This is a genomic window from Microbacterium shaanxiense (assembly GCF_054779995.1).
In genome coordinates, this window is sequence record NZ_BAAGXE010000003.1 from 512,727 (window position 1) to 536,160 (window position 23,434).

The 23,434-nt window shown below is 68.2% G+C and carries 21 protein-coding genes; 17 read left to right on the forward strand and 4 right to left on the reverse strand.

From position 1 onward, the window contains the following. The first annotated feature begins 30 nt into the window (after positions 1 to 30). The 10 genes from ACYVG2_RS12075 to ACYVG2_RS12120 all read left to right on the forward strand — a co-directional run bounded on the left by ACYVG2_RS12075 (position 31) and on the right by ACYVG2_RS12120 (position 11,283). Positions 31 to 1,221 carry a benzoate/H(+) symporter BenE family transporter gene (locus tag ACYVG2_RS12075; protein ID WP_460781204.1) on the forward strand — a complete coding sequence of 397 codons (1,191 nt, stop codon included), beginning with the start codon at positions 31 to 33 and terminating at the stop codon, positions 1,219 to 1,221. Between the two features lie 60 nt (positions 1,222 to 1,281). Continuing rightward, on the forward strand, positions 1,282 to 2,178 hold the full coding sequence (locus ACYVG2_RS12080) for an ABC transporter ATP-binding protein (RefSeq protein WP_460781205.1): 897 nt from the start codon (positions 1,282 to 1,284) through the stop codon (positions 2,176 to 2,178). Next, positions 2,175 to 3,272 (forward strand): ABC transporter permease, encoded by a 1,098-nt coding sequence (locus ACYVG2_RS12085; protein WP_460781206.1) that lies wholly within the window; start codon positions 2,175 to 2,177, stop codon positions 3,270 to 3,272. The genes ACYVG2_RS12080 and ACYVG2_RS12085 overlap by 4 nt, the downstream gene beginning before the upstream one ends. A 283-nt stretch (positions 3,273 to 3,555) precedes the next feature. Further along, complete coding sequence (locus tag ACYVG2_RS12090) at positions 3,556 to 5,151, forward strand: peptide ABC transporter substrate-binding protein (protein WP_460781207.1); 1,596 nt, start codon at positions 3,556 to 3,558, stop codon at positions 5,149 to 5,151. A gap of 14 nt (positions 5,152 to 5,165) precedes the next feature. Beyond that, a complete protein-coding gene (locus tag ACYVG2_RS12095) occupies positions 5,166 to 6,548 on the forward strand; it encodes a M14 family zinc carboxypeptidase (protein ID WP_460781208.1) in 1,383 nt (460 codons plus the stop codon). Then, complete coding sequence (locus ACYVG2_RS12100) at positions 6,548 to 7,480, forward strand: ABC transporter permease (protein ID WP_460781209.1); 933 nt, start codon at positions 6,548 to 6,550, stop codon at positions 7,478 to 7,480. Before ACYVG2_RS12095 ends, ACYVG2_RS12100 begins: the two co-directional genes overlap by 1 nt. Then, on the forward strand, positions 7,473 to 8,396 hold the full coding sequence (locus ACYVG2_RS12105) for an ABC transporter permease (protein ID WP_460781210.1): 924 nt from the start codon (positions 7,473 to 7,475) through the stop codon (positions 8,394 to 8,396). The genes ACYVG2_RS12100 and ACYVG2_RS12105 overlap by 8 nt, the downstream gene beginning before the upstream one ends. Continuing rightward, the gene (locus tag ACYVG2_RS12110) at positions 8,383 to 8,949 is read left to right on the forward strand and encodes a GbsR/MarR family transcriptional regulator (RefSeq protein WP_460781211.1); all 567 of its coding nucleotides are present in this window, start codon (positions 8,383 to 8,385) and stop codon (positions 8,947 to 8,949) included. Before ACYVG2_RS12105 ends, ACYVG2_RS12110 begins: the two co-directional genes overlap by 14 nt. 2 nt (positions 8,950 to 8,951) lie before the next feature. Beyond that, on the forward strand, positions 8,952 to 10,598 hold the full coding sequence (locus ACYVG2_RS12115) for a dipeptide ABC transporter ATP-binding protein (RefSeq protein WP_460781212.1): 1,647 nt from the start codon (positions 8,952 to 8,954) through the stop codon (positions 10,596 to 10,598). A 97-nt stretch (positions 10,599 to 10,695) separates the two neighbouring features. Continuing rightward, positions 10,696 to 11,283, forward strand: a complete 588-nt coding sequence (locus tag ACYVG2_RS12120; protein ID WP_460781213.1) for a nitroreductase family protein — start codon at positions 10,696 to 10,698, stop codon at positions 11,281 to 11,283. A 67-nt stretch (positions 11,284 to 11,350) separates the two neighbouring features. On the opposite strand, the gene ACYVG2_RS12125 is transcribed toward ACYVG2_RS12120, so the two are convergent. Then, on the reverse strand, positions 11,351 to 11,971 hold the full coding sequence (locus ACYVG2_RS12125; protein WP_460781462.1) for a TetR/AcrR family transcriptional regulator: 621 nt from the start codon (positions 11,969 to 11,971) through the stop codon (positions 11,351 to 11,353). Between the two features lie 117 nt (positions 11,972 to 12,088). On the opposite strand from ACYVG2_RS12125, the gene ACYVG2_RS12130 reads away from it, so the two are divergent. Genes ACYVG2_RS12130 through paaZ form a run of 3 tightly spaced genes read left to right on the forward strand, consistent with a single transcriptional unit; the run spans position 12,089 to position 15,728 of the window. Continuing rightward, positions 12,089 to 12,832: an enoyl-CoA hydratase/isomerase family protein gene (locus ACYVG2_RS12130; protein ID WP_460781214.1), complete on the forward strand. Its 744-nt coding sequence runs from the start codon at positions 12,089 to 12,091 to the stop codon at positions 12,830 to 12,832. Further along, the gene (locus ACYVG2_RS12135; RefSeq protein ID WP_460781216.1) at positions 12,829 to 13,671 is read left to right on the forward strand and encodes a 3-hydroxyacyl-CoA dehydrogenase family protein; all 843 of its coding nucleotides are present in this window, start codon (positions 12,829 to 12,831) and stop codon (positions 13,669 to 13,671) included. The genes ACYVG2_RS12130 and ACYVG2_RS12135 overlap by 4 nt, the downstream gene beginning before the upstream one ends. Further along, positions 13,668 to 15,728 carry a phenylacetic acid degradation bifunctional protein PaaZ gene (gene paaZ, locus ACYVG2_RS12140; RefSeq protein WP_460781217.1) on the forward strand — a complete coding sequence of 687 codons (2,061 nt, stop codon included), beginning with the start codon at positions 13,668 to 13,670 and terminating at the stop codon, positions 15,726 to 15,728. The genes ACYVG2_RS12135 and paaZ overlap by 4 nt, the downstream gene beginning before the upstream one ends. Here paaZ and ACYVG2_RS12145 read toward each other — a convergent pair. Further along, positions 15,717 to 17,825, reverse strand: coding sequence for a RecQ family ATP-dependent DNA helicase (locus tag ACYVG2_RS12145; protein ID WP_460781218.1), 2,109 nt, complete (start codon positions 17,823 to 17,825; stop codon positions 15,717 to 15,719). The two genes, paaZ and ACYVG2_RS12145, sit on opposite strands and share 12 nt — an antisense overlap. A 97-nt stretch (positions 17,826 to 17,922) precedes the next feature. Here ACYVG2_RS12145 and ACYVG2_RS12150 point away from each other — a divergent pair, with 97 nt between their 5' ends. Then, a complete protein-coding gene (locus ACYVG2_RS12150; RefSeq protein WP_460781219.1) occupies positions 17,923 to 18,342 on the forward strand; it encodes a pilus assembly protein CpaE in 420 nt (139 codons plus the stop codon). A 197-nt stretch (positions 18,343 to 18,539) separates the two neighbouring features. On the opposite strand, the gene ACYVG2_RS12155 is transcribed toward ACYVG2_RS12150, so the two are convergent. Continuing rightward, a complete protein-coding gene (locus tag ACYVG2_RS12155) occupies positions 18,540 to 19,925 on the reverse strand; it encodes an FAD-dependent oxidoreductase (protein ID WP_460781220.1) in 1,386 nt (461 codons plus the stop codon). An 11-nt stretch (positions 19,926 to 19,936) separates the two neighbouring features. Beyond that, positions 19,937 to 20,698: an aquaporin gene (locus tag ACYVG2_RS12160; protein WP_460781221.1), complete on the reverse strand. Its 762-nt coding sequence runs from the start codon at positions 20,696 to 20,698 to the stop codon at positions 19,937 to 19,939. A gap of 48 nt (positions 20,699 to 20,746) precedes the next feature. Here ACYVG2_RS12160 and ACYVG2_RS12165 point away from each other — a divergent pair, with 48 nt between their 5' ends. From ACYVG2_RS12165 to ACYVG2_RS12175, 3 genes are all read left to right on the forward strand, one after another. After that, a complete protein-coding gene (locus ACYVG2_RS12165) occupies positions 20,747 to 21,421 on the forward strand; it encodes an arsenate reductase/protein-tyrosine-phosphatase family protein (RefSeq protein WP_460781222.1) in 675 nt (224 codons plus the stop codon). A 20-nt stretch (positions 21,422 to 21,441) separates the two neighbouring features. Continuing rightward, on the forward strand, positions 21,442 to 21,840 hold the full coding sequence (locus ACYVG2_RS12170; RefSeq protein ID WP_460781223.1) for an arsenate-mycothiol transferase ArsC: 399 nt from the start codon (positions 21,442 to 21,444) through the stop codon (positions 21,838 to 21,840). An 86-nt stretch (positions 21,841 to 21,926) separates the two neighbouring features. After that, a complete protein-coding gene (locus ACYVG2_RS12175) occupies positions 21,927 to 23,387 on the forward strand; it encodes an HNH endonuclease signature motif containing protein (protein WP_460781224.1) in 1,461 nt (486 codons plus the stop codon). The last annotated feature ends 47 nt before the right edge of the window (positions 23,388 to 23,434 follow it).

A 23,434-nucleotide genomic window follows, 5' to 3' on the forward strand; every position in this document is an offset into this window, starting at 1 on the left:
GTGCGGATCCGTCGCGCTAATCTCACCCCTATGACCGACGCGCCCGCTCCGCTGTCCAGGCCGATCCTCGCGGGCGTCGTCACTGCACTGGTCGGCTTCACGAGTTCGTTCGCCGTGGTCCTCACCGGGCTCTCCGCCGTCGGAGCGTCACCGGCGCAGGCCGCGAGCGGGCTGCTCATCCTCAGCATCACGATGGGCCTCGCCTGCGTCTTCCTCGCCTCTCGCTATCGGATGCCGATCACGGCGGCCTGGTCCACTCCCGGCGCAGCGCTGCTCGCCGCGACGGGAGCCGTCGAGGGCGGCTGGCCGGCGGCGACGGGAGCATTCCTCGTCGTGGCTGCACTCACACTGCTGGCGGCAGCATGGCCCGGCTTCGGCGGTCTGATCGCCCGCATCCCCGCATCCATCGCCCAGGCGATGCTCGCAGGAGTCCTGCTTCCGCTGTGCCTCGCGCCGGTGACCGGGATCGCCGAGAACCCGTGGGGCGTGATTCCCGTCGTGCTCACGTGGCTCATATTCGCTCGGATCGCACCTCGCTGGGCGGTGCCGCTCGCCTTCGTCGCCGCCGCCATCGTGGTCGGGGTGGAACTGGCGCAGGGCGGTTCCTCGATGGATGCGAGCCTGCTCCTCCCCCGAATCGAGTTCGTCGCACCGACTCTCACTGTCGGGGCGATCATCGGCATCGCGCTCCCGCTTTTCGTCGTGACGATGGCGTCGCAGAACGTGCCAGGCGTCGCGATCATGCGCAGCTACGGTTATGACGTGCCATGGCGCCCGGCCATGCTCGTGACGGGCATCGGCACGGCGATCGGCGCACCGGCTGGCGGACACGGAATCAACCTCGCCGCGATCAGTGCCGCACTCGCGGCATCCCCGGAGGCAGACCCAGACCCGAAGCGCCGCTGGGTGGCCGGGCTCTCCACCGGCGTCGCGTACGTCGTGCTCGGCGGCTTCTCCGCCGGTTTCTCCGCGCTCGTCATCCTCGCGCCCGCGACAGTGATCCCCGCGGTGGCCGGCGTCGCACTCTTCGCAGCGTTCGGCTCCGCCATCCAGCAGGCGGTTGCAGAACCGAGCGAACGGATGCCCGCCGTGGTGACCTTCCTCATCGCGGCATCCGGCATCTCCCTCGCGGGCATCAGCGCGGCATTCTGGGCGCTGATCGCAGGGCTCCTGGTGCGCCTCGTCCTCACCCGATTCGCCGCCCGTCCGTCCGAAGGCTGAGGCGGGAAGTCCGCCGCACGGGGGATGCCACACGCACGCCCCTCTCCCTAGCGTGGAGTCATGACCTCAGGAACGCTCCAATTGACCGGCGTGACGAAGAGCTACGGCACACGCCGGGTGCTCGACGACATCACGTTCTCCGTCGCCGCCGGGCACCTCACCGGCTTCGTCGGCGGCAACGGCGCGGGCAAGACGACCACGATGCGGATCGTGCTCGGCCTGCTCGCCTCCGACGGCGGATCCGTCACGCTCGGCGGCGCACCGCTGACCGCTGACGCCCGCCGCCAGTTCGGCTACATGCCGGAGGAGCGCGGGCTGTACCCGAAGATGAAGGTGCTCGAGCAGGTCGTCTACTTCGCCCGTCTGCACGGGTTCTCCAAGTCGGATGCCACGTCGCGCGCGACCGCGCTTCTCGAGGAGCTCGGACTCGGCGAGCGTCTGAACGACAACATCGAGGCGCTGTCGCTCGGAAACCAGCAGCGTGCGCAGATCGCCGCGTCCCTCGTGCACGATCCCGAGGTCCTCATCCTCGACGAGCCCTTCTCCGGGCTCGACCCCCTCGCGGTGGACACGGTCGCCGGCGTGCTGCAGGAACGCGCAGCCCGCGGTGTCTCCGTGCTGTTCTCCTCGCACCAGCTCGACGTCGTCGAGCGCCTCTGCGACGACCTCGTCATCATCGCGGGCGGCACGATCCGCGCGGCAGGCCCCCGCGATCAGCTGAGAGAGCAGCACTCGGCGCCCCGATGGGAGCTCGAGAGCAGCGGAGACGTCGGCTGGCTGCGCGAGGAGCAGGGCGTGAGCGTCGTGGACTTCGAGGGCGGCAGCGCCGTGTTCGACGCGGACGATCCGGCCACCGCGCAGCGCGTCCTCCGACGTGCACTGGAAGACGGCGACATCAGCAGATTCGGCCCGCAGCATCCCACCCTCGCCCAGATCTTCAAGGAGGTCATCCAGTGAACGCCTCATCGACCAAGGCCGTCTCCACCGGCCAGGGTGTCTGGCTCGTCGCAGAACGCGAGCTGAGCACCAGGCTGCGCAGCAAGGCGTATCTGATCTCCACCGGCATCCTGCTGCTGATCGCCCTCGCGGGCGTCATCTGGGCCGGTTTCTCGTCTTCGAACTCCACCGCGACCCCGATCGCGGCGACGAGCGCCACGGCATCCGCCCTCTCGGAGGTGGACGGCTACGACGTGACCGAGGTCGCCGACCGGGATGAGGCCACCGCCCTCGTCGAATCCGGCGAAGTCGACGCCGCCGTGATCGACGATGCGTCATCCGCGACCGGCCTCGTGATCATCGCCGACCAGGAGGCACCGCAGGGCCTGCTGATGGCGCTCTCCGCGACGCCGGAGGTCGAACTGCTCAACCCGGATGCCGCGAGCGGACCGCTCCGGTACCTGCTCGGCATCGGCTTCGGCCTGGTGTTCATGATGTCCGCGATGATGTTCGGCATGCCGGTGGCGTCGAGCGTCGTGGAGGAGAAGCAGACCCGCGTCGTGGAGATCCTGCTCTCCAGCATCCCGGCACGGGTGCTGCTGGCCGGAAAGGTGGTCGGCAACACGATCCTGGCGATCTCGCAGATCGTGCTCCTGGCCGCCGTGGGAAGCATCGGGCTGATCGTCACCGGCCAGACCGGACTCCTGGCGGGACTCGGCGGCCCGGTCATCTGGTTCGCGGTGTTCTTCCTCTTCGGGTTCATCCTGCTCGCGGCCATGTTCGCGGCCGCCGGATCGATGGTGTCGCGTCAGGAGGACGCCGGCACCACCTTGACTCCGGTGATGTACCTGACGATGATCCCGTACTTCCTCGTCATCTTCTTCGGCGACAACCCCGTCGTGATGACCGTACTCTCGTACGTGCCCTTCTCGGCCCCGGTCGGGATGCCGATCCGTCTGTTCTTCAACGAGGCGGAGTGGTGGGAGCCCCTGGCGTCGCTGGCGATCATGCTCGTCGCGTGCGTGCTGGTGATCCTGATCGGCGCGAAGATCTACGAGAACTCGCTGCTCAAGATGGGCGCCAGGGTCAAGTTCCGCGAGGCGCTGCGCGGCTGAGGCACGACGACGCTCCTCGAAAGAAGGAAAACGGGGATTCCCACGACCGGGAATCCCCGTTTTCCTTCTTTCATCGCCGGAGAGAGACTCCACCGACCCATTTCGCCCCGGGTATTGCGCTCCGGGGTCACACGTGTTTCACTCCTATTACAACTTTCAGTAATCACTGAAAGTTCATTGACGATTGAAGCGGATACGTCCTAACGTGCGAGGAACGGCTGCACACCCGAGCAGCCCCGTCCCCGCCGCACACGTTCCGTACGTTGTGGCTCAAGGAGGAGTTATGCACAGCAAGGCACGTCTGTTGGCAGCCGCGTCGGCGGCGGTGGCGCTCACGCTCACGGGTTGCTCGGCGGGGGCTGCGGATGAATCCGCGGAGAACGCCGATCCGATCCGATACGCGGTCGAAGAACCGGACTCGATGATCCCCGGCAATCAGTTCGGCTCCTACGCGATCCTGGAGACGATCTTCTCGCCTCTCACCGAGATCGGCGAGGACGGCGAGATCGGCTACGTGGCCGCGGAGTCGGTCGAATCCGAAGACGCGAAGACCTGGACGGTCACCCTCCGCGACGGATGGACGTTCCACGACGGATCCCCCGTCACCGCTCAGGACTACGTCGACACCTGGAACCACGCCGCATACGGCCCGAACGCATGGGTCAACGGCGCGCAGCTCGCGAACGTCGTCGGCTATGCCGAGATGAATCCCGCAGAGGGAGAGCCGACCGCGACCGAGCTCGCCGGCCTCAGTGTCGTCGATGACCGCACCTTCACGGTCGAGCTGGTCGCTCCCGACCGCCAGTACCCCCTGCAGCTGACCATCGGCCAGACCGGGCTGTACCCGCTGCCGGACGGCGCCCTGGATGATCTCGAGGCCTGGGAATCCGCCCCCGTAGGGAACGGCCCGTTCCGCCTCACCGACGGTTGGTCGGCCACCGACCCGATCGAGGCCGTCGCCTACGAGGACTTCTCCGGTGACGAGCCCACGATCGACGCCGTGACGTTCGTGCCGTATCTCGACACGGCGACGGCGTACACGGATGCCCTGGCCGGCGAGATCGACATCGTGGCGATCGCCGGTTCGCAGGCCGAGCAGGCACGCGGAGAGTTCGGCGACCACGTGCACGAGCTCGATGCACCCGGCGTGGACTTCCTCGGCTTCGACCTCGACGACCCGCGCTTCGCAGACGTGCGCGTGCGTCAGGCGATCTCGATGGCGATCGATCGCGATGCCATCAACGAAGCCGTCTTCGGGGGTTCGCAGGTGCCCGCGACATCCCTCACCGCTCCGAGCATGCCCGGCGATCCGGCCGGCATCTGCGGCGAGTACTGCGAGTTCGACCCCGAGGCGGCCAAGGCGCTCCTGGAAGAGGCCGGCGGCTTCGACGGAGAGCTGCAGGTGCACTTCATCGCCAACTGGGGCCAGGAGGATCTCTTCGAGGCCATCGCGAACCAGCTGCGGCAGAATCTCGGCATCGAGAGCGCCGTCGCGACACCGTCCGCCGACTTCGCCGCCTTCACCGACATGATCACGAAGGATGCCGCCAACGGCCCGTTCCGCGCACGCTGGGGCGCGCTGTACCCGAGTCAGCAGAACACGCTGACGGCGGTGTTCACCCCCACGGGCGAGGGCAACTTCGGGGCAGGGGGATACAACAACCCCGAGGTCGTCGAGCTGCTGCAGACCGCCAACGCCGCTGCGGACCTCGAGGAATCGCTGGCCGGATACACCGCGGTGCAGGAGCGCATCCTGCAGGACTTCCCCACCGTCCCGCTGTTCGGCAACCGCTACCTCTACGTCACCTCGGATCGCATCGCCGAACTGCACACCAATTCGGGTGCGGTCGACGTGGCCGAGATCATCGTCGCCGACTGAACCGGAGCTGAACCTTGCACGACCCCGCGACAACGCTCGGCACGGCGGAGGACATCCTCCGCCGTGCCGGTGCGGTGCCAGACCAGACGAAGATCCCCACCGTCGACGAGCTCCACGAGCGGATCGAGCAATTGCGCGTCGAGCGCCCCGATCTGCTCACCCTCGAGCGCATCGGGACCAGCCGGCTCGGTGATCCGATCCGGCTGTACCACCTGGGCTCCGGCACGCGTTCGGCGCTCATCGTCGGCGCGGTGCACCCGAACGAGCCCATCGGATCGCTGACCATCCTTCATCTGATCGATCAGTTGCTGCACGACGACTCGTTCCGCGAAGCCCTCGACACGACGTGGCACATCGTCCCGTGTGCCGATCCGGACGGAATGCGCCTGAACGAGGGCTGGTTCGGCGATCCGTCGGATCGCGATCGATACGCTAGGGAGTTCTTCCGACCCGCCCCGGACGAGCAGGTCGAGTGGACGTTCCCCTTCGACTACAAGGCCGCGTACTTCGACGCCATGATGCCCGAGACCCAGGCGCTGGCCAGGGCGATCGACAGCACTCGACCCGACCTGTACGTGCCGCTGCACAACAGCGAGGGCGGCGGAGCCTACTTCTACCTCTCGCGACCGCTGCCCGAGCTGTACCCGCTGCTGCATCAGGTCACGGCATCCTGCGGTGTGCCCCTGCACGCCGGCGAGGCGGAGGGCGCGCACTTCACCGTGCTCGACGAGGCGATCTATGAGATGGGAACGCTGCAGGGCGCATACGACTGGGCCGAGGCACAGGGCTTCGATCCCTATCCCCCCGGGTCGGCCGGCGACGCCTCGACCTCGTACGCCGCGAAGTACGGCACCCTCTCACTGATCGCCGAGTTGCCGCAGTTCAGCGACCCGACCGCCGACGACACGAGCGCGACGTCCACGATCTACCGCGATGCCCTGCGCGAGAGCGGGCGTCTGCTGATCGAGACGGGCACCACGCTCGTGAACCTGCTGGAACGCGTCGAATCCCAGGTGCGGATGGACACCGCACTGCTGCGCGCCGCCCGGGTGTTCGCCCCGATGGCGCTCACCGCCGGTGAAGGCAACATCGCGCGGGCGGATGCCGAGGACGATCGACCGGCGACCGTCGCAGAGGTCTCGAGCCTGGAGGGGCTCGTGGACCTGCACCGGCTGCGCTGGGGCGGCATGCTGCTGCGGGCGCTTCAGGCCGAGGTCGACGCCGGTCTCGCCTCGCCCGAGGTGCGCAGGACCGCCAGGGACGCGCATCGGGTCTTCGGCGCCTGGCTCCGCGAAGCCACGGCCAGACGTCACTCGGCGCCGATCCCCCTGGCCAAGGTCGTCGGCGTGCAGTACGGAGCGATCCTCGCCGCGCACGCTCAACTGGAGCGCCGCTGATGCGCACGACGGTGGGCGTGCTGCAGCGGGTCGCGGGTTTCGCGCTCGTGTTCGTCGGCGTGACGTTCATCATCTACCTGGCCGTCTTCAGCCTTCCCGGCGACGCGATCCGCGCTCTGGCCGGAGACCGGCAGCTGCCCCAGTCGGTCATCGACGCGATCAACGCCAAGTACCTGCTCGATCAGCCGTTGTGGGTGCAGTACACGAACTATCTCGGCAACCTGCTCACGGGTGATCTCGGCCTCGACCTCACCGGTCGACCGGTCGCCGACAAGCTCGCCGACCGGTGGCCGGTGACGATCACGCTCGCGCTGACGGCGTGGACGATCCAGGTGGTCCTCGGCCTCGCGGTCGGCGTCGTCTCCGCGCTCAAGAAGGGCACGGTGATCGACAAAGGGCTCCTGGTCATCACGATCGGACTCAGCTGCATCCCCGTCTTCGTGCTCGGCATCACCGCGCAGATCCTGTTCGGCGTGCGGCTGGACTGGTTGCCGGTGGCCGGAATCCGCGAAGGATGGCCGCTGTCGTACCTGCTCCCCTCGCTCGTGATCGCCGCCATCGGACTCGCCTCCGTCTCGCGGCTCGTGCGCGGCTCGATGATCGAGAACCTCGAGGCCGACTACGTGCGCACGGCCAGGGCGAAGGGCATCGGCGAGGGGCGCGTCGTCGGGCTGCATGTGATGCGCAACTCCCTCATCCCGACAGCGACCTTCCTCGCCACCGACCTGGGCTTCCTGCTCGGCGGCACCGTCGTCATCGAGGGCATCTTCAATCTGCCCGGCGTCGGAAACCTGCTGTTCACAGCGATCCGCGACCACGAGGCGGCGATGGTGGTGGGCATCTCCACGGCGTTGATCGTCATCTTCCTGATCACCTCGCTGCTCGTGGACGCGATCCACGCCCTTCTCGACCCGAGGATCCGACGTGCCTGAGAACATCCCTCCCATCACGGCGAAGATCCCTGCGCCGAAGACCACCTCGACCTCTCTGCCTCAGGCCGCCAGACCCTCCCCTTGGGTGCTGCTGCTGCGCCGGCCGCTGTTCTGGGTCGCGTCGACGATCCTGCTGGTCATGCTCGCCTTCGCCGTCGCGCCCGCGCCGTTCGCCGGGTTGTTCGGCAACGGCGATCCGCGTGCCTGCGATCTCGCGGACAGCAAGGTGGAATCGGCACCCGGCCATCCGTTCGGCTTCGACCTCCAGGGCTGCGACATCTGGGCGGGAGCCGTCTACGGCGCCCAGGCGTCGATATCCGTCGGACTCCTCGCCACCGGGATCGCACTCGCGATAGCGCTCGTGATGGGGCTGCTCGCCGGAATGGGTGGCCGCGTCGCCGACTGGATCGTGTCGCGTCTGACCGAGGTGTTCCTCGGCTTCCCCTTCCTGCTGGCGGCGATCGTCGTCCTGAACATGTTCGGCACGCGCAACGTGCTCACGGTCGGGGTCGTCCTCGGTGTCTTCGGCTGGCCGATGATGGCGCGGCTCATGCGCGCCTCCGTGCGATCGGTCACGAAGGCCGACCACGTGCTCGCCGCGCGCACCATGGGACTCGGCGCCGGGCGCATCATCAGCCGCTACGTCGTGCCGAACTCGGTGCAGCCGGTGATGCTGATGGCGACGCTCACGATCGGCGGCGTCATCGTCGCCGAGAGCACGCTCACGTACCTCGGCATCGGGCTCTCGTCGCCGGCGGTCTCGTGGGGTCTGCAGATCGCCGCGGGCTCGCGCGTGTTCCAGACCGCACCCCATGTGCTCGTGCTGCCCAGCATCATGCTCGCCGTGACCGTGCTGGCGATCGTCGCGCTCGGCGAGGAACTGCGCACGGTGTTCGATCCACGTGAGCGCCGATGAGGGTGGGATGCTGATGGTGCAGGAGAAGGGATCGAACATGGCCGAAGAGGACTCCGAACAGATCGACGAGCGCGAGCAGTACCGGCGCCAGTTCGCCGAGGAGATCAGCCTGATCTGGGAGATGACCGGCACCTCGCGCATGGACGGCCGTGTGCTCGGTTATCTGATGATCATGGACCAGCCGTACATCTCCTCGGCCGACCTCGCGGCAGCCCTCAGCGCCAGCACCGGTGCGGTGTCGATGGCGACCAGGCGTCTGATCGACACCAACTACATCCGCCGCCACTCCGTGCCGGGCGACCGCAGCCACTACTTCAAGGCGGAGGAGGATCCCTGGGGGAGCTTCCTCGCGAATGAACGCCGTTACTTCGACAGGCACATCGCATCGATCGATTCCGCGCTGAGCTGGCTGGGTCCCGAAGAGGCGGAGGCGCGCATCCGCCTCACGAACGGCCGTGACTACCTGGAGTGGATCCAGGAGTACCACCACAAGATGCTCGCCGATTGGCGCGAGCACAAGCGTGCCCGTGACGCGGGCGAGAAGAAGGCGTGAACATGACTGCGCCGAGCAGCGAACCGATCCTCAGCATCCGGGATCTGCGTGTGCATTTCGGCACCCGCAACCCGGTCGAGGTCGTGCACGGTCTCGATCTCGACATCGCACCCGGCGAGGTCGTCGCCGTCGTCGGAGAGTCGGGCTCGGGCAAGTCGGTCACCGCTCTCTCGGTGATCGGGCTGCTCCCCGAGAACGCGCGCGCCACGGGGTCGGTCCGGCTGCACGGGCGAGAGCTCGTCGGCCTGAAGCCCGCCGATCTGCGTCGTGTCCGCGGTGCGCAGATCGCTCTGATCTCGCAGGATCCGGTGGCGTCCCTCAACCCGGTGTTCACGATCGGATTCCAAGTCATCGAGGCGGTGCGTGCGCACGACCGCACGCTCAGTGCAGGAGCCGCGCGCCGCCGCGCGATCGACCTGCTCGAGCTGGTCGACATCCCCGAGCCGAGCCGGCGCATGAAGCAGTATCCGCACGAGCTCTCGGGCGGCCAGTGCCAGCGCGTCGGGATCGCGATGGCGCTGGCATCCGACCCGCAGTTGCTGATCGCGGATGAGCCCACGACAGCACTCGACGTCACGGTGCAGGCGGAGGTGCTCGATGTGCTCGCACGCCTCGGACGCCGCGACGGACGAGGCGTGCTGCTGATCACCCACGACATGGGTGTCGTGGCCGAACTGGCCGATCGTGTCGTCGTGATGCGCGAGGGCGAGCTCGTCGAACAGGGGTCGGTGCGCGGCGTGCTGCTGCGGCCGTCCGCGCCGTACACACGGCAGCTGCTGAGCGCCGTGCCGCGCATCGGTGAGCGGCCCGCCGCAGTCGGATCCGATACCGATCAGCCTCTCGTGCTGGATGTCGCAGGCCTCCAGGTCACGTACGGCGGACGCCTCCGCGGCCAGTTCCGTGCCGTCGACGGCGTGAGCCTTCAGGTGCGAAGGGGCGAGATCCTCGGGCTCGTCGGCGAGTCGGGCAGCGGCAAGTCGACCATCGGGCGCGCGATCATCGGCGCCGCACCCGTGACCGGCGGATCGATCATCGTCGACGGCGTCGACATGCGCACCGCCGGCAGAGCCGTGCGCCGCGAGTCGCGCCGCAGGATCGGCGTGGTGTTCCAGAACCCGGCACTCTCACTCAATCCGCGCTACACCGTCAGGCAGAGCGTCGAGGAACCCCTCGCGGCGATCAAGGGACTGCGCGGTCGCGAGCTCGCAGATCGCGTGGATGCGCTGCTCGAGTCGGTCGGACTCGCCGATCGGGCCGCCCGCTACCCGCACGAGCTCTCGGGCGGGCAGAGGCAGCGGGTGGCCATCGCCAGGGCCGTCTCGCTCGACCCTGCTCTGCTCATCGCGGACGAACCGACCAGCGCACTGGACGTGTCGGTGCAGGCGCAGGTGCTCGATGTGTTCCGCGAGCTGCAGGAACGACTGCGCTTCGCGTGCGTGTTCATCAGCCACGACCTCGCCGTCATCGACGAGCTCTGCGACAGCGTGAGCGTGATCCGCGGCGGCGCGGTCGTCGAGTCGGGTTCACGCGCACAGGTGCTGCAGCATCCGAGCGATGAGTACACGCGTCGGCTGCTGGCGGCCGCGCCCGTGCCCGACCCCGATGTCCAGCAGGAGCGAAGGGCCGCACGACTCGCCGCGATCATGTGATTCTGCGCCAACCGGAATATGCGCGCGCATGGAACGGTTATGGTGGATGGCAAGGCGGACGACGGGGTCGGCCCAGATTCAGACCCCGAAAGGCATCATGAGTACTCCGCTCCTCGACCGCACCGCACCGACCGCCGTCCCCGTACTGGACATCCTCGCTGAGCGCTGGAGCCCCCGCGCATACGACGGCGCCGCACCGATCGACGAGGCGAAGCTCGCCGCAGCACTCGAAGCCGCCCGCTGGTCTCCGTCCGCCAACAACACCCAGCCCTGGCGCTTCATCGTCGCCCGCCGCGGCTCGGCTCTGCACGCGCAGATCCTCGACGCGCTGCTCGGGTTCAACCAGACCTGGGCCGGCCACGCCGCCGTGCTCGTCGTCGCAGTTGCCGAGACCGCGACGGCAGACGGGTCCCCCATCACGCACGCCTGGTACGACCTCGGCCAGGCCGTCGCGCACCTGTCGGTGCAGGCGCACCACGACGGGCTCGTCGTCCACCAGATGAGCGGGTTCGACGGGGCGGCCGTGCGCGCGATCGCCGACCTCGAACCGCGCTTCACCCCCGCGACCGTGATCGCTCTGGGCGAGCTCGGCGACGCGTCGACTCTTCCGCAGGCGCTTCAGGAACGGGAGACCGCGCCTCGAGTCCGTCGCTCGCTCGACGAGACCGTGATCGCCAGCGCCTGAGTCGACACGATCCCCGCTACGGGGTGAAGTTCGTCGGTTCCGAGCACGCGCTGAACCGCTGTCGCGCTCAGCGCGTGCGAAGCCCGTCGAGCGCGACTGCGAGCACGTCGTCGGCCAGTTCGGCCGCGCCTTCCGGCCCCGCCGGCCGGTACCACTCGACGATCGAGTTGACCATGCCGAACAGCAGGCGGGTGGCCACCGCAGCACGGATGTCACCGCGCACCGACCCCTCCGCCTGCGCGGCCCGCACGAGCACGGTGATCCGATCGTCGAACGTGCGGCGCCGCTCGAGCGCTGATCGCTCGACCTCGCTGTTGCCCCGCACGCGCAGCAGCAGGGTCACGAACGGGAGCTTGTCGACGAGCACTCGCACCGCACCGCGGAGCACGTGCTCGAGCCGCTCCCCCGCCGACCCGACCGTGGCGTCCGGCTCGCGCAGCACGGCTTCCAACGAACCCATCGCCTCGTCGAGGGCGAGTTCGAGAAGCCGCTCCTTCGACGCGTAGTGGTGGTACAGCGCGGACTTCGAAAGACCGAGCCGTTCGGCGAGCGACGACACCGACGTCGCGTCGTAGCCGTGCTCGATGAACACCTGCACGGCGACCTCGAGGATCTGCCGCTGGTCGTAGCCCGGTCGCCCGCGGCGCGCAGCAGACGCCGCCCCTGCGACCCTCCCAGATGATGGCACTGACACGCATCCAGTCTGTCATCGGTGATTGCCCGTCCCCACGATCCTTGGCATAATGAATTACTGAACGATCGGTCAGAAACTAGCACACGCCAGACGACGCAGTCAGGAGCGCACATGAACGAGGAACCTCTCGTCATCGACCGCACGGCCGACCGCGTCGTCGCACGTCTCAACCGCCCCGAGAAGCGCAACGCGATCGACCGCGAGACGATCGACGCCCTGCATGCGCTGTGCGCGGAGCTCGAAGTCGCGCCGCGCACGCTGATCCTCACCGGCACCGAAGGAGTGTTCGCCGCGGGTGCAGACATCAGCCAGCTGCGCGCCCGCCGCGCCGAGGACGCACGTCGGGGCGTGAATGCCACCGCGTTCATCCGCATCCACGAACTGCCGATGCCGGTGATCGCCGCGATCGACGGTTACGCACTCGGCGGTGGTGCCGAACTCGCCTATGCGGCAGACATCCGCATCGCCACGCCGGCGCTGAAGATCGGCAACCCAGAGACCGGTCTCGGCATCATGGCCGCCGCTGGGGGCACATGGCGCCTGGGCGAGATCGTCGGCGACGGACTCGCCCGCGAGATGCTGCTCACGGGCCGCCTGCTCGCGGCGGATGAGGCGCTGCGCGCCGGCCTCGTCTCCAGCATCCATCCGGCATCCGAGCTGCTGGCGACCGCCCATGCGATCGCGGATCGGATCGCGGCGAACGATCCGCTCGCCACTCGGCACACCAAACGCGCCATCCGCGCTCCGCGCTCGGAGCACCCTGGCATCGACGGCGAGCTGCAGGCCGAGCTGTTCGAGAGCCCGGAGAAGATGCGCAGGATGACGGACTTCCTGGAGAAGCGGGGTCGACCATGAAAGTGGGCGTTCTCGGCGGTGGCCGCATGGGTGCGGGGATCGCGCATGCGTTCCTGCTGGCCGGCTCCGATGTCGCCATCGTCGAACGCGACAGCGAGGCGATGACGACGGCGATGCGCCGGATTCAGGAGAGCCTCGAGCGCTCCGTGCAGCGCGGCGGCACCGCACGGAGCCTCGACGAGCTGACGACCATGCTCCGGGCCGGCACCGATGCGGGGCTCTTCGCCGACCGCGATCTGGTGATCGAGGCCGTCCCCGAAGACCGCGCACTCAAGTCCGAGGCGCTCACCCGCGTGGAGAGAGCGCTGCCCGCGCATGCGGCGCTCGCCTCGAACACCTCCTCGATCTCGGTAGACGCCCTGGCCGCCTCGCTCACGCGCCCGCAGAGCTTTCTCGGACTGCACTTCTTCAATCCCGTGCCGTCGTCATCGCTGGTCGAGATCGTGGGCGGATCGGCAACGGATCCGACGCTCGTCGATCGGGCGCGCGGCTGGGTGGAGTCACTGGACAAGACACCGATCGTCGTCCGCGACTCCCCCGGATTCGCATCCAGCCGGCTCGGCCTCGTCCTGGCGCTCGAGGCGATCAGGATGCTGGATGCCGGCGTCGCCTCGGCGGAGGACATCGATCAGGCGATGGAGCTCGGGTACCGGCATCCGATGGGCCCGTTGCGGACGACCGATGTGGTCGGGCTCGACGTGCGTCTCGACATCGCCGAGGAACTGTACGCGACCCTCGGCGAGCGCTTCGCACCGCCCGCGCTGCTGAGGCAGATGGTCGCCGACGGCAGGCTCGGCCGCAAGAGCGGCGAAGGCTTCTACAGATGGGATCGGGAATGACCGGAGTTCTGCCCAGTTACGTCCAGGGCGAGTGGTGGACGCCGCAGACCGCTGCCGACGCACTCGTCGTCCGCGATGCGTCGACGGGCGCGGAGATCGCGCAGGTGAGCACCGAGGGCCTCGACCTCGCAGGCGCTCTCGAGTACGCCCGCACGGTCGGTCAGGCGTCACTGGGCGCACTGACCTTCCATCAGCGTGCCGTGCTGCTCAAGAAGTTCGCACTCGCCCTCACCGAACGAAAGCACGAACTGTACGCGCTTTCGGCTCGCACCGGAGCGACGAAGGCCGATTCCTGGGTCGACATCGACGGCGGGATCGGCGTGCTGTTCGCGTACTCCGGCAAGGGGCGGCGAGAACTTCCCAACGGCCAGGTGCACGTCGACGGCCCGGTCGAGGCGCTGTCGAAGGACGGCAGCTTCATCGGCCGCCATGTGCACACGCGCCTGCCAGGGGTCGCCGTGCAGATCAACGCATTCAACTTCCCGGTGTGGGGTCCGCTCGAGAAATTCGCGCCCGCGTTCCTCGCCGGAATGCCGTCGCTGATCAAGCCCGCCACCCCTACCGGTTATCTCACCGAGGCCATGGTGCGGATCCTGGTCGAATCCGACCTGCTGCCCGACGGATCGCTGCAGCTCGTGTGCGGCAGCGTGCCCACCCTCTTCGAAGAGCTACGACTCGGCGATCTCGTCGGGTTCACCGGCAGCGCCTCGACCGCCGCGACGCTGAGGGTGAGGACCCCGAACGGGGTGCGCTTCACCGCCGAGACCGACTCGATCAACGCCTCGGTGCTCGGCCCCGACGCGACCGAGGGAACGGCCGAGTTCGACGCGTACGTGCGTCAGCTGGTCACGGAGCTGACGACGAAGGCAGGGCAGAAGTGCACGGCGATCCGGCGTGCGATCGTGCCGACGGCATCCGCTGACGCCGTGATCGATGCGGTGCGCGCACGGCTCGAGGCGAAGATCGTGATCGGCGATCCGCGTGTCGAGGGCGTGACGATGGGCCCGCTCGTCTCTCTCGCCCAGCGCGACGAGGTGCTGCGGCAGGTGCAGTCGCTGCAGGATGCCGGTGGTCGGATCGTCGTCGGCACCAGCGATGCACCAGAGGTGCGCGGCGTCGAGGGCCCCGCCGCGGCCGCGCCGGATGGTGCTTTCGTCGCCCCGATGCTGCTGCGCTTCGACGACGCGAGTGCGGATGCGGTGCACGAGGTCGAGGCGTTCGGCCCGGTGGCCTCGCTGCTGACGTACGGGGCCGCATCCGAGGCGGCCGCTCTCGTGGCGCGCGGAGGCGGCTCGCTCGTGACGAGTGTCGCCACGTACGATCCGGTGTTCGCGGCGGAACTGATGACGGGCATCGCCGCCTCGAACGGACGAGTGCTGTTCCTCGACCGCGACGACGCGCGCTCGTCCACTGGCCACGGCTCGCCGATGCCCGGTCTCGTGCACGGCGGCCCTGGCCGCGCGGGCGGCGGTGAGGAGCTCGGCGGCATCCGTGCGGTGCTGCATCACATGCAGCGCACGGCTGTGCAGGGTTCGCCCGACATGCTCACGGCGTTGACGGGCGTATGGCACGCCGGCGCCGCAGCGCACTCGGACGGGGCGCATCCGTTCCGCAAGTCGCTCGCTGAGCTGCGGATCGGCGATCGCATCGCCTCGGCGTCCCGCGAGGTGACGCTGGACGATATCGAGACGTTCGCGCACTTCACCGGCGACACCTTCTACGCGCACATGGATGAGCGGGCCGCCGCCGCGAACCCGTTCTTCCCCGGACGCGTCGCGCACGGGTACCTGCTCGTGTCGTGGGCCGCGGGGCTTTTCGTCGACCCGGAGCCTGGCCCTGTGCTCGCGAACTACGGTCTGGAGAATCTGCGCTTCATCACTCCGGTCTCGCCAGGCGACAGCATCCGCGTCGAGCTGACCGCGAAGCAGATCACGCCGCGCGAGACCGATGAATACGGCGAGGTGCGGTGGGATGCCGTGATCCGCAACCAGGACGATGAGACCGTCGCGACGTACGACGTGCTGACGCTGGTGGAGAAGGAGCGCTCACCCGCGTAGCGCGAGCACGAACGGCAGCACCTCGGTCGCTCCCGCCTGCCGGAGCGAGCGGGCAGCGACGGTGAGGGTCCAGCGGCTGTCAGCCTGGTCGTCGACGAGCAGGAGCGGCCCGTGGGGGATCTCGAGCCCATCGGCGCTGAAGCGCTCCCAGAGACCGGCGAGCCGGAACGCGCTGTTGCCACCCGGCTGCCCGGTGGGCCCGCCGTCGACCGGGGTCAGTGCGCCGATGAAGGGCAGCCTGCCGATCTCGGCGATCCCGCGCGCGAGCGAGTCGACGAGCAGCGGACGCGATCGCGACGGCATCGCGACGACGGCGACGGGCCGCTCGTCCCATCCCCACCCTGCGAGCACCCGCACGCAGCCGGCGAGCACCTGAGGGGTCGCCTGCGCATCAGGCGCACCTGCGGCGAAGAGCGTACGCAGGGTGCCGCCCCAGCCGAGGTCGGTGAGCCGGGCCAGCGCTCGTCCGCTGCCGGCCTGCTCACCCGCGGGGATGCGCCCCTTCGCCGGAACCCCGAGTCGGTCGGCACCCGTTGGCCAGACGCGGCGCGGGTCGATCGCGACGCCGACGCGGTCGAGAGACTCGGATGCCGCGGATATCGCCGCGGCTCCGATCTCGCGGGGGAACCATGCGCCGACGCAGTTGTCGCACCGCCCGCACGGCTCGGCCGTGTCGTCATCGAGCGAACGCTGCAGGAACTCCATGCGGCATCCGTCAGTCTGCTCGTAATCGAGCATGTGCTGCTGCTCGGCGACGCGTTCGGCGGCGATGCGCGCGTAACGGTCCCGGTCGTAGACCCAGCTCTCACCAGTGGCGATCCACCCGCCCTGCACACGTCGTACCGCGCCGTCCACATCGAGCACCTTGAGCAGCAGCTCGAGCGGGGTGCGACGGATGTCGACCATCGCCTCGAGCGCAGGAGTCGAGATCGGCGCATCGCCGAGAGCCGCGATCACACGCTCGGCGCGCTCCTGATCGGGCATGGATGCCGTGGCGAAGTAGTGCCAGATGTCTCGGTCCTCCGGCCCGGGCAGCAGCAGCACGTCCGCGCTCTCGCTCGCGCGCCCCGCGCGACCCACCTGCTGGTAATAGGCAACCGGCGACGACGGCGCACCGAGGTGCAGCACGAACCCGAGGTCTGGCTTGTCGAACCCCATGCCGAGCGCACTCGTCGCGACGAGCGCCTTCACCTCGTTGCGCTTGAGCATGCCCTCCGACTCCTCGCGCTCATCGGTGTCGGTCTGGCCGGTGTACGCGCGCACCTCGTGGCCGCGCTCGCGCAGCAGCCGGGCGGTGTCGACGGCCGCGGCGACGGTGAGCGTGTAGATGATGCCCGATCCTGGGAGGTCGTCGATGTGACTGAGCAGCCAGGCGAGCCGGCTGGCCGCATCGGGAAGGCGCAGCACGCCGAGCCGCAGGGATGCACGGGCGAGCGGGCCGCGGATCGTGAGCACGCCCTCGTCTGATGCGGCGACTCCGAGCTGCTCTTCGACGTCGGCGACGACGCGGCTGTTCGCCGTGGCGGTCGTGGCGAGCACTGGCACCTCTGCGGGCATCTGCGTGATGAGGTCGCGCAGACGCCGGTAGTCGGGGCGGAAGTCGTGACCCCAGTCGCTGATGCAGTGGGCCTCGTCGACCACGAGCATGCCGATCCGTCGCACGAGTGCCGTCAGCTGCTGCTCGCGGAAGGCGGGGTTGTTCAGCCTCTCCGGCGACACAAGCAGCACGTCCACCTCGTCGCGGTCGAGTCGTGCGAGCACGTCGCCCCATTCGTGCGCGTTCGTCGAGTTGATCGCCACCGCGCGCACGCCGGCGCGTTCGGCCGCCGCGATCTGGTCGCGCATCAGCGCCAGCAGCGGCGAGACGAGCACTGTGGGTCCGGCGCCCTGCCGGCGCAGCAGGAGGGTCGCGACGAAGTAGACGGCGGACTTGCCCCAGCCGGTCCGCTGCACGACGAGCGCCCGCCGGCGCTGGGCGACCAGCGCCTCGATCGCTTCGTATTGCCCCTCGTGGAAGTCGGCGTCGGGGCGGCCGACGAGTTCGCGCAGTGCGGCGAGGGCGGCGGCACGGGTGTCGACGGCAGACAGAGAGGTCATGTCACCACTCTGCCTCAGGCGACCGACACAGCGGCTGCGTGTCCGGAAAGCGACAGGGCAGGCCGCGGGCCACAGGCCATCGTCTAGCGTGGAAAACGTGATCACCCGCGAACTCGCGGTCGCGCTGCGGCAGGCCGGCCTCGTATGGCTCCCCCAGAGCGGCGACCGATTCCTGCTCGACCTCCCCGACGAGGTCGAGCTCGAAGTCGAGGCCGAGGTCTTCACCGTCAGCGAGATGACCATCGAGGCGCGTCGGACGCCGCGCGGCACCGACCTCGCGTTCAACGGCACGACCGAGTGGGCGCTGGATGCGGTCGAGCTGGCGGACGCCGTCTGGCTGCCGCGCGAGGATCAACTGCGCGACCTCCTGCGCGGCACCTTCAGGAGCTTGGTCCGCCTGGAGGATTCCTTCCTAGTGGAGATCGAGATCAGCGGTGAGGCGCTGCGTTTCGAGCATCCCGATCCGTCTGAAGCGTACGGTCGGGCGCTCCTGGAGCTCGTCTCCCGCTCTCACTGATGCTCCGCGGCCCGGGGATTCCGCTCGCGCTCGGGAGCCGTCTGCACCCGACTGCGTGCGCCTGCCGAAAACGGGCTGTCGGCGTTTCGGCGTGAATGGGTTTCGGTGGGCGACTTCGGCGGATCGTCTTCGGCGTGTCGAGCACCTGGTCTGCGGTGTCCGCGGGACTGCCGGAAACGATCGTCTGCGGCGTACCGTCACCCCGCTGATACCGACAGGCGTGTCTCTCGCTCCCATGCTTGGGTTGCGACCTGCACGGCATCCCACGGCGAGCCGAGCGGCGGCGTGTAGGAGAGGTCCAGGTCACTCATTGCCGCGACCGTCATGCCGTGATGCAGGGACGTCGCGTATGTGTCGACGCGCTTTGAGATCTCCGCGCCGCGGGTGCCGACAAGCTGCGCCCCGAGTAGTCGGCCGTCGTGAGTATCGCCTGTGATGCGGATGCTGATGGGCGTCGCACCCGGGTAGTACCGCTTGTGGTCATCAACGATCGCGGTGTGGCTGTGTGGCACGAAACCGGCCGCCGTGGCCTCCTGGTCGCGGAGGCCCGTGCGAGCTGCCACGACGTCGAACACCTTCACGACCTGTGTGCCGAGGCTTCCGGCGAACTGCGTGTCGCCGCCGATCGCGTTCTCGCCTGCGACGCGTCCCTGCTTGTGGGCTGTCGTACCGAGCGGGAGATACGTGACACCCAGGAGGCGGTGATGGGTGACCACTCCGTCGCCGGCCGCCCAGACGTGCGGCAGGCCGGTGCGCATCCGTTCGTCGACGACCACAGCGCCGCCCGCGCCCGTGGTTGCGCCGGCTGCCGTGAGAAGGCTGGTGTTGGGCCGTACGCCGACGACGACGAGCACCACGTCAGCGGTGCGGGAGAACGGGTCACCGTCGTGGGTTCCGACAACGGTGATTCGTCCTGCGTCGCGGGTGACAGCTTCGACTCGGGTGCGAGTGAGGACGTCGACGCCGTGTCGGGTGAGTTCGCCGTGGACGAGGGAGCCGAGTTCGGGATCGAGGGTGGAGAGGACTTCGGGGCCGCGCTGGAGTTGGGTGACCTGGAGGCCGCGCACGGTCAGGGCTTCGGCCATTTCGAGGCCGACGTAGCCGGCTCCGACGATGATCGCCGTCTCGGGTTGATGTTCGTCGAGGTACTTCTCGAGCGCGAAAGTGTCGCCCATCGAGTGCAGCAGGTGCACGCCGTCGTCGGGGCCGAGCTGGTCAAGACCTGCGATGCCGGCTGTCGACGGCGATGCCCCCGTGCCGACCATGAGCTCGTCGTACGGGATGGCCGATTCCGTGCCGTCGGCGTTGCGGACGGTGAGCCGGCGGCTGTCGACGTCGATGCCGGTGGCGAGGGTGTCAAGCCGGAGGTTCATGCCGGTGGCTTCGAGATCCGCGTGGGTGCGGTGGGCGAGCGACTGCCAGGGCTGCACCTCGCGGGAGAAGTAGTACGGGATGCCGCAGATGGAGAAGTTCGGGTACGAGTCGGCGACCACGACTGTGACATCGACGGACGGGTCGAGTTCGCGGGCGCGGAGGGCGGTGGAGATTCCGGCGTCGCTTCCGCCGATCGCTACAAGATGCATGAGGGTGCCTTTCAGGGCTGGTTGTCGAGTTGCTGAGGGACCACGACGTCGCCGGCCGTGCGGGCCGCGGTTGGATAGAGGCCGAGCAGCAGCGCGAGGCCGATGGCAGCCCCGACGAGCTGTGCGGCGATGAACGGCGCGACAGAGGTGGGTGCGATGCCGGCGAACGTGTCGGTGAACATTCGCGCGATCGTGACGGCGGGGTTCGCGAACGATGTGGAGCTAGTGAACCAGTAGGCCGCGCCGATGTACGCCCCGACCGCGGCCGCGGTGGCCGAGCCCTTTCCGGTGCGGGCGAGTGCGAAGATCAGCAGCACGAGGCCGGCTGTGGCGACCGCTTCCCCGACCAGGTGCCCGCCTGTGACGCGGTCGTTGGACGAGAGCGCGGGGCCGGTGTCGAACATGACCCCCGCGAGGAGGGTGCCGGCGATGCCGCCGAAGATCTGCGCGAGCACGTACGTAGCGACGTCGCGCAGCGGAAGACTGGTGCCGGCGCTGCGGCCAAGCAGCCAACCCGCGACCGTCACCACGGGATTGAAGTGCGCACCGGACACCGGACCGAGCATGAGGATCAGGACCGTCAGACCGAGGGCGGTGGTAAGGCTGTTTTCCAGCAGCTGAAGACCGACATCGTTCGGGGACAACCGCTGCGCGGCGATACCGGAGCCCACCACGATGGTGACGAGCAGGCCGGTTCCGAGAAACTCGGCGGCAGCGCGGCGCAGCACGTGTGGCCGCTCTGCTTCGGTGAGGGAGGGGTAAGAAGTCTTCATGTCGGCTCATCTTGACCTGAACGAGGTAATTCAGTCAAGATTGAGTCAATGAACACTGAACGAATTGATCAGGTGGAGGCGCGCGCGGCAAAGCATGCTGCGCTGAGCGACCCATCACGCCTGCAGATCGTCGATCGCCTCACACTGGGCGACCTCTCCCCGACCGAGATCGGGGTGGCACTAGGCCTTCCGTCGAATCTCATCACACATCATTTGAATGTGCTGGAGTCCGTGGGGATGGTGTCACGCTCCCGCTCAGAGGCTGACAAGCGCCGCAGCTACGTCCATCTGACCGACGACGCTCTTCACGAACTCACTCCTGGACGGGCGGAACGCGCGAGCCGTGTCGTGTTCGTGTGCACCGCGAACTCCGCGCGGTCGCAGCTCGCGGCGGCGTTGTGGTCGACCCACAGCAGCATCCCGGCGTCATCCGGAGGAACGCACCCGGCCGAGCGGATAGATCCGGGCGCTGTGGCCGCAGCAGATCGCCACTCGCTAGCTCTGCGGGATGAATCACCCCAAGCCTTGACTTCGATCCTGAACGATTCAGATTTCGTGGTCACCGTATGCGACAGCGCCCACGAAGAACTTGGCGTTGCCGGACACCTGCACTGGTCGATCCCCGACCCCGTGCGGATCGGCACCGACGACGCCTTCGACACCACCTTCGACGAGCTGGAGCGCCGGATAGCGGAACTCGCGCCCCGGCTCGCCGCCAGCTGACTCACCCTGAAGGAGAACCCGTGACTGACACCACTTCGACCGTCCTTTTCATCTGCCAGCACAACGCCGGCCGTTCGCAGCTCGGCGCGGCTCTCCTGGAGCACTTAGCCGGCGACCGCTTCGCCGCGACCTCGGCCGGCCTTTCCCCCGCCGGTGAAGTGAACCCGGCCGTAGCCGCCACCGTGGCAGAGCTCGGAATGGATATCACCGCTCGGGCGCCCCGCGCCGTCACGGTCGAGGACCTGGACACCGCCGACATCGTGGTGCTTATGAAGCCGGGACTCACATTGCCTTCCACGCCCCGCGGAGAGGTTCTGGAGTGGTCGTTCCCGAACCCAGAGTCCTGGGACGCCGAAGCAGTGCGCCCACTGCGCCAGGCCGTATCCGAGAAGATCCAGACCACGCTTCTCAACCGTTGAGCTAATCGCAAATTCGTTCAGAAAACTTTTCTGATCAGCCCGTTTTTCGGCTCGGAATGTCGGTGGCCCTCGGTTGAATAGGAGTTATGAACAGCGTTGTCACTCACCTCGAAGACCTCGACCGGTCTCTCGCTGAGGCGAGTCGTGATGCGTTCGGTCGCGAAGAGATTCCCGATCTTGCGGATGCCGAGATCGCCGCGCTTCTTGAACTGAGCGGCAGCATCCAAAAACGGATCGAGGGTCTGCAGGTCGAGGCGGCCGTCCAGGTGCTTGAACGGTCTGCGCCGATGCGCGACGACAAGCTCACGGCGAAATACGGATGGTCACGGCCGGTCGCCCTCGTGCGGGTGCTGACACGCAGTGAGACGCGCGACGCGAATCGCGTGATGAAGGTCGCCAGGTTGTTGAGCCGGGCTCGGGGGATATCGAACGGCGAGTTCCTTCCCGCACGTTACCCCGCGCTGCGCGATGCGATGGTGACAGGATCGGTCGGCGTTGCCGGTCTGCTCGCGGCGATGGAGCCGCTGGAGCAATCCCGCCGCCGAATCCTCGATGACGAACGACTGGAGGCCGACCGGCAGCTCGCCGACGTCGCTCGCGGGATCAGCCGCAGCGCAGACGGCGGTGTGAGCATCGGCCCGCTGCCCACACCGGAAGACCTGCGGATGCTGTCGCAAGTGCTCGCCGCCTACCTCGATTCTGATGGTGCAGAGCCATCCGACGAGATCGGCGCGCGCGCCCGGAGTCTCACGCTCGGACGGGAGCGCGACGGCAGCGTGCCTCTGCGCGGAAATCTTCTCCCCGAAGTAGCCGGTCAATTGAAGTTGCTGCTGGACAGCATCCTCAATCCTCGAGTCGATGGGCCAGATGATCCGACGACCGGAGTGCACTTCACCGAGAGCGCCGACGAAGAGACGACGCCGAACGGCGATCCGCATACCGACTCGATGTACCTCGACCAGCGGACCAGAACGCAGAAGATGCACGATGCCTTCGCGATGATCATCAACGGCGCTGCGCGTGCGGGCGAGTTCCCGCAGATCGGTGGTGCGTCGCCGACCCTCGTGGTCACCGTCACCGCTGAAGACTACGCAGCGGGCAGCGGGTGGGCAACGGTGCTGAACACCGGCGACCGGATCCCCTCGCGCGTGGCCGCGCAGACCGGGTGTTCCGGCGGCATCCAGCGCGTGCTGTTCGATGAGAACGGTCGGATCGCCTCCCTCGGCACTTCCGCGCGCATCTTCAACGCCCTGCAGCGCCGGGCGATCACTCTTCGTGACGGCGGCTGCGTGATCCCTGGCTGCACGGTGCCGGCATCCTGGTGCGAGGTCCATCACGTGTTCGAGTACGCCGACGGCGGTCCCACCCATACTGATAATGGTGTGCTGCTGTGCTGGTGGCACCACCGCAATCTCCACCTCTCGGAGTGGCGGATCCGCATGAATCGTGGCGTCCCCGAGATCAGAGGACCACTGTGGTGGGATCGCGAGCAGAGATGGCATCCGGCCGGAATCCCGAGCCCGCGCGGTCGAGAACGCGCAGGGTGACGATCGAACCCTACGCCCGATGATGCGCGCGCCGTGAGCTTGTGAGA